Raw genomic sequence first — 5065 nt, 5'->3', positions numbered from 1 at the left:
GGCGCGGAACGCTTTTCAGGTGGCGCGGAACGCGACGTACGCAGCGGCTCGTTCTGGTTCATGGGCTCATGACTTCCGGTCAGCCGCCCTGGCGGACAGTGAGGATCTCAACGCGGTCGCCCGCAGCGAGCGCGGTCGCTGGGCGGAGACGCTCGGGGACGAACTCGCCGTTCAAGGCCGTTGCAACCTTGATGCCGGCGAACCCCTGCTCGGCAAGGAGAGCAGCCAGCGTCGCGGCGCCAGTGGCAACGGCGGCGCCGTTGAGGGTGATGTCGCAGAGGCGTGTGGCAGTCTCGGTCATTGCAAGTCTGCGATGCTGTCCTGTCAGTTCCTGCCTGACTGGTGGTTCGTCAATTCCTCCTTGACTTAGAGCGTCATGGCGGGCGGCGCCAGTGGTCCATTGGTCTCGTCGACGGCGGTCCCGGGCTCTTAACGCGTCTTTATGGGGCGGGGCGGCAGTGTGGAGGGCGGTTCCGCATCCGGTGCTCGGCGCTTATGCAACTGCGATCGCTCGGGATTTTCGCCGAACGGCCGCGGTTTACCTCGTCCGAGGACGTCATGCTGTCCGCGCGAAAGGGCCGTTGTTTGACCATGATCGGTCCCATAGTTTCGTGCGTGTCCGTTTCCGGATGGCCGGTCTGGCCTTTCAATTGGGTTTCTCTCCGATGTTTCAAGCGTTGATTACAAGCCGCCGCTTCGCGCCGCTCTTCTGGTGCCAGTTCCTGTCGGCGCTCAACGACAACTTCGTCAAGAACGCGCTCGTCATCCTGATCCTGTTCAAGATCGGATCGGAGTCGGGTGGGGCGCTGGTGGCGCTCGCAGGGGCGGTGCTGGTGGCGCCGTTCTTCTTTCTCTCGGGCATCGGCGGCGAGCTTGCCGACCGCTACGACAAGGCGGTGGTGGCCGAGAAGCTCAAGCGCGCGGAGATCCCGGTGGCGATGGTGGCCGCGGTGGGCTTCGTGCTGCACTCGGTTCCGGTGCTGTTCGTGGCGCTCGGCCTCTACGGCGTCATTGCGGCGCTGTTCGGCCCCATCAAGTACGGCATCCTGCCGGCGCTGCTGGAGCCACGCGAGATCCCGGCGGGCAACGCGTTCGTCGAATCTGCAACTTTCGCGGCGATCCTGATCGGCACCATCGGCGGCGGTCTCGCGGCCGGAAATTCGGGCGGCGAATGGGTGCTGGCGGGGCTCGTCGTCGGACTCGCGGCGCTCTGCTGGCTTGCGGCGTCGCTCATTCCGAAGACCGGGGCGGCGGCGCCGGGACTGACGATCGATTTCAATCCCTGGACGTCGACGATGTCGCTCCTGCGCCATTTGCGGAGCGACCGGCGGCTGTGGGTGGGCGGTCTCATCACGTCGTGGTTCTGGCTCGTCGGCACGGTGGTGCTGTCGCTGTTGCCGGTGCTGATCAAGGATGCGCTGGGCGGCGGAGAGAATGTCACCATCCTGGCGCTGGTGGTGTTCACCATCGGCATCGCCATCGGCTCGGTGGTGGCGGCGCGTGCGAGCAAGACGCGTCCCAACCTGGCGCTGGTGCCGATCGGCGCGCTGCTCATGGGGCTGTTCTCGCTCGACCTCGCCTGGGTGGCGTCGAGCCTGGTCAAGTCGCAGGACGTGCTGACGGTCAACGGGCTGCTGGCCACGCTCACGGGCTGGCGCATCTTGATCGATCTCGCGGGCCTCGCCATTGCCGGCGGCTTCTTCATCGTGCCGGCGTTCGCAGCCGTGCAGCTCTGGGCGCCGGTCGCCGAGCGCGCGCGCACGATCGGCGCGTGCAACGTTCTCTCGGCGCTGTTTATGACGGTCGCGAGCCTCGGCATCGCGCTCCTGCAATGGGCAGGCGCCGGTCTCGCCACGCTGCTGGCCGTGCTCGGCGTCGCCAATCTCGTCGCCATGGCGCTCATCCTGCGCGCCTGGGGCAAGGAGGGCGTGCAGGACGTCGGCGTGTTCCTGTTCAAGACGTTCATGGGGCTCGAGGTGAAGGGCTACGAGAACCTGCCGCCGGAGGGTACGCGCACCATCATCGCGCCGAACCACGTGAGCCTGCTCGATGCGCCCATCATGCATTCCATTCTGCCGTCGCATGCGGCGTTCGCCATCGATACCGGGATGGCGCAGAAGAGCTGGGTGAAGCCGTTCCTGAAGCTCGTCAACGCGCATGCCATCGATCCGACGAAACCGCTCGGCACGCGGCATCTGATCCAGGCGGTGAAGACCGGCGAGACGCTGGTCATCTTCCCCGAGGGACGGCTCACCGTGACCGGCGGACTGATGAAGGTCTACGACGGCACGGCGATGATCGCGGACAAGGCGGATGCGGTGATCGTTCCGGTGCGCATCGACGGCCCGGAGCGTTCCACGTTCGGCTATCTCAACCGCTTCCAGGCCAAGAAGGCGCTGTTTCCGAAGACGACCGTGACCATCCTGCCGCCGGTGAAGCTCACGGTTCCCGAGGGCCTCAAGGGCAAGGCGCGCCGGCAGGCGGCCGGCATGGCACTGCAAGACATCATGGTCGATGCGGCCGTGAAGACCGCGAACCTCGATCAGACGCTGTTCTCGGCGCTTATCGAAGCGAAGGCGACGCGCGACACCGGGAAGGCCGCGATCGAGGATCCGCTCGGAACCAAGCTCAGCTACGGCCGCCTGATCACGGGCGCGCAGGTTCTTGGCGCCAAGCTCGCGCCGCTCGCACCGGAAGGCGCGGCGGTCGGCATCATGCTGCCGAACTCGGCGGGCGTGGTGGTGACGTTCTTTGCGCTGCAGACCATCGGGCGCGTGCCGGCGATGTTGAACTTCACGGCCGGGCCGCAGAACGTGGATGCGGCCTGCACCGCGGCAAAAGTGGATGTGGTGCTGACGAGCCGGGTGTTCGTCGAGAAGGCGCATCTGGAGCCGGTGCTTGCCAAGCTCGCGGAGACGCGCCGGATCGTCTACCTCGAGGATGTGCGGGCGACGATCACGTTCACCGACAAGATGCGCGGACTTCTGGTCGGCAACCGGGCCCAGGTGGAGCGCGGGCCGAACGATCCCGCCGCGATCCTGTTCACGTCCGGCTCCGAGGGTCTGCCCAAGGGCGTCGTGCTCAGCCACAAGAACATGCTGGCGAATGCCATGCAGAGCCTGACGCGCGTCGCCGTCAACGGCCAGGACAAGGTGTTCAACGTGCTGCCCGTGTTCCATTCGTTCGGGCTCACGGCCGGCCTCGTGATGCCGCTGGTCGCGGGCGTGCCGGTCTACCTCTATCCGACGCCGCTGCACTATCGCATCGTGCCGGAGCTCGTGTACGGCTCCAACGCGACCATCCTGTTCGGCACCGATACGTTCCTCAACGGATACGCGCGTGCGGCACACCCTTACGACTTTGCGCGCGTGCGGCTGATCCTGGCCGGTGCGGAAGCCGTGAAGGAGCGTACGCGGCAGATCTACATGGAGAAGTTCGGCGTGCGCATTCTCGAGGGCTACGGCGTCACCGAGACGGCGCCGGTGCTGGCGATCAATACGCCGCTTGCCAACAAGAGCGGGACGGTGGGTCGGCTGTCGCCGCTGATGGAAGCGCGCCTCGAGCCGGTGCCGGGCATCGAAGAGGGCGGGCGCCTCTACGTGCGTGGGCCGAACGTGATGCTCGGCTACATGCGGGCCGAGAACCCCGGCGTGCTGGAGCCGCCGGCCGACGGCTGGCACGACACGGGCGATATCGTCGCCATCGACGAGCAGGGGTTCATCTCGATCAAGGGCCGCGCGAAGCGGTTTGCGAAGATCGCGGGCGAGATGGTGTCGCTGTCGGCGGTCGAGGCGCTGGCGAGCGAGCTGTGGCCGACGACGACGAGTGTCGTCGTGGCGCTGCCGGATGCGCGCAAGGGCGAGCGGCTCGTGCTGATGACGTCGGATGCGAAGGCGACGCGCGAAGCGTTCTCGCGTTTTGCGCGCCAGAAGGGCGCCAACGAGCTGATGGTGCCGGCCGATATTCTCGTGGTGCCGAGCGTGCCGCTGCTGGGCTCCGGCAAGCCGGACTACGTGGCGTCGCTGGCGCTGGCGAAGGAGAAGATGGCATCAGCGCCGCGCAAGGCGGAGGCGCTGGTGGGCGAGCCGCAGACCGGCACGGGGGATGCGGCGCTGAGCTGAATGACGAGCCTTAGCCCCTGAACGATTGCTCGGAGGTGGCATGACGCTCATTCTCTTCATCATAACATTCGGGCTCGGTTGCGGATTGTTCGTTTGGGGAAATACCTATCGCCAGCGGGGACGGCGCTTTCCGAGCCGGTACGGCGGCACCACGTCGCCATGGCAGATCATGGCATGCGGAGGCATGCTTCTCGTGCTGTCCTTTTTCGTCTTGGCATTTGGAATCTAGAGTACGGAACCGCGTTACCACGCGCGCGTGAGCCCCAGCCGCCCGTGGCGTGATCCCGTGTCAAACCGTCATCCTCGGCTTCATGCCGAGGATCCAATTCTCTACGAGGAAGGACATGGACGCGGGATGCGCGACGGCATTGCGCGTCCAGGCGGCAACATGGATCCGAGGCACGAGGCCTAGGATGACAGGTGTGCCAGCAGTTGGGGTGTCGAACGCCTACCGGCGTTCCTTGTCGCGCTGCCAGAAGTGGAAGGCGGTGGTGACGAGCGCGGTCAGGATGATGGTGCCGATGATGTCGCTGCGCTTGATGAAGGCGAGCCAGACATCGACGCCGCCGAGCGAGCCTGCGCGGCCGACGAGGAAGCCATTGACCATCATGACGAAGAGCACGACGGCGGCGGTCAGCACGGCGGCGATGGCGACGTGCAGCGTGCGCTTCATGGCGCGCGGCATCATGGCGACCTTGCGGCTTCCGACGGCAAACTGGGTACGGTCAGACATGGCAGGCTCCCTGCGTTCGAACTGGCGATCAGCTAGCGACATGCGCTCAAAACCCAAGCGAATCAATCTGGCGTCGAGCGTAAACCGCCTCGCCTGGCGCGCAACGCTCGCGATGAGCATAAGAAGGCCTGGCACAAGGTTCGCGCATCCCCAGGCCCGGATATGAGTCGATCATGTCCGCCGAGCATGGCGGGGGCGTGACGCGCGCCGG

Annotated in this window: 4 protein-coding genes; 2 read left to right on the top strand and 2 right to left on the bottom strand. The window is 66.1% G+C overall.

Annotated features, from left to right (window positions below; genetic code table 11):
• Nucleotides 1–79 precede the first annotated feature (79 nt).
• Nucleotides 80–301 (bottom strand): sulfur carrier protein ThiS, encoded by a 222-nt coding sequence (gene thiS / locus QZV93_RS11855; protein WP_295558705.1) that lies wholly within the window; start codon nucleotides 299–301, stop codon nucleotides 80–82.
• A 364-nt stretch (nucleotides 302–665) separates the two neighbouring features.
• Between thiS and QZV93_RS11850 the strand changes: the two genes are divergently transcribed.
• Together QZV93_RS11850 and QZV93_RS11845 are read left to right on the top strand one after the other, a co-directional pair.
• The gene (locus QZV93_RS11850) at nucleotides 666–4121 is read left to right on the top strand and encodes an acyl-[ACP]--phospholipid O-acyltransferase (protein ID WP_295558703.1); all 3456 of its coding nucleotides are present in this window, start codon (nucleotides 666–668) and stop codon (nucleotides 4119–4121) included.
• Between the two features lie 40 nt (nucleotides 4122–4161).
• Nucleotides 4162–4350, top strand: coding sequence for a hypothetical protein (locus QZV93_RS11845; RefSeq protein ID WP_295558701.1), 189 nt, complete (start codon nucleotides 4162–4164; stop codon nucleotides 4348–4350).
• 219 nt (nucleotides 4351–4569) lie between these two features.
• On the opposite strand, the gene QZV93_RS11840 is transcribed toward QZV93_RS11845, so the two are convergent.
• The gene (locus tag QZV93_RS11840) at nucleotides 4570–4854 is read right to left on the bottom strand and encodes a hypothetical protein (protein WP_295558700.1); all 285 of its coding nucleotides are present in this window, start codon (nucleotides 4852–4854) and stop codon (nucleotides 4570–4572) included.
• Nucleotides 4855–5065: the final 211 nt, after the last annotated feature.

It is taken from the genome of uncultured Hyphomicrobium sp. (assembly GCF_902826555.1).
Lineage (GTDB): Bacteria > Pseudomonadota > Alphaproteobacteria > Rhizobiales > Hyphomicrobiaceae > Hyphomicrobium_C.
The sequence above is the reverse complement of the archived record's forward strand: the minus strand, read 5'-3'. Positions and strand labels throughout refer to the sequence as shown.

Bases quoted from the DNA above. Each gene is read 5' to 3' on its own strand.
- thiS (WP_295558705.1), bottom strand. From the start codon at position 301: ATGACCGAGACTGCCACACGCCTCTGCGACATCACCCTCAACGGCGCC.
- QZV93_RS11850 (WP_295558703.1), top strand. From the start codon at position 666: ATGTTTCAAGCGTTGATTACAAGCCGCCGCTTCGCGCCGCTCTTCTGG.
- QZV93_RS11845 (WP_295558701.1), top strand. From the start codon at position 4,162: ATGACGCTCATTCTCTTCATCATAACATTCGGGCTCGGTTGCGGATTG.
- QZV93_RS11840 (WP_295558700.1), bottom strand. From the start codon at position 4,854: ATGTCTGACCGTACCCAGTTTGCCGTCGGAAGCCGCAAGGTCGCCATG.